The following is a 563-nucleotide window of genomic DNA, read 5'->3' as shown; positions in this document are numbered from 1 at the left end:
TGCCCGTCACCTGCAGCGCGTCGGACTGGGTGATCGCAGCGGCGCTGTTGACCTGCAATGCGCCCTGCACCGAGGTTGCACCGAACCGCACGCCGTTGCCGCTGAGCAGCACGTCACGCGTGGCCTGCAGGTTCTGCAGGTCCAGGGCCGTGTTGCTGGACAGGGTGATGTCGCGGCCCTGCACCTGCAAGGCACTGCCCAGTTGATTGCCGGTTCCGCCCAGCACGATATCGGTGCCGGCGGTCAGCTGGCTGTTGTTGCCGATCGCCAGGCTGCCACTCCCCTGGTTGATGGCACCTGCGCGTGCGGTCGCCACCAGTGCACCACCGATGCTGGCTCCCTCCAGCAGCAGCGAGGCGCCATCGAGCGTGACATTGCCCGTGACGTCGGCGGCGCCCAGGGTCAAACGGTCACCACTGCGTGCAACCAGGCTGCCCGCCGTCACGCCCTGCAGCTGCAGCGGGCCATCGCTGGCCAGTGCCACCTGCCGGCCCTGCACTTCCAAAGCATCTCCGAAGCGGTTGCCACCGGCCTGCAGGTCGATGTCACCGCCAGCGCTCAGC

Annotated in this window: 1 protein-coding gene; it reads right to left on the bottom strand. The window is 68.4% G+C overall.

Annotated elements, in window-relative coordinates; all coding sequences use genetic code 11:
• Window positions 1-563, bottom strand: a 563-nt coding sequence (locus QRO93_RS21530) for a hypothetical protein (protein ID WP_285304365.1), incomplete at both ends; no start/stop codon positions are given.

It is taken from the genome of Stenotrophomonas maltophilia group sp. Smal17 (assembly GCF_030237045.1).
GTDB classification, from domain to species: Bacteria; Pseudomonadota; Gammaproteobacteria; order Xanthomonadales; family Xanthomonadaceae; genus Stenotrophomonas; species Stenotrophomonas forensis.
The sequence above is the reverse complement of the archived record's forward strand: the minus strand, read 5'-3'. Positions and strand labels throughout refer to the sequence as shown.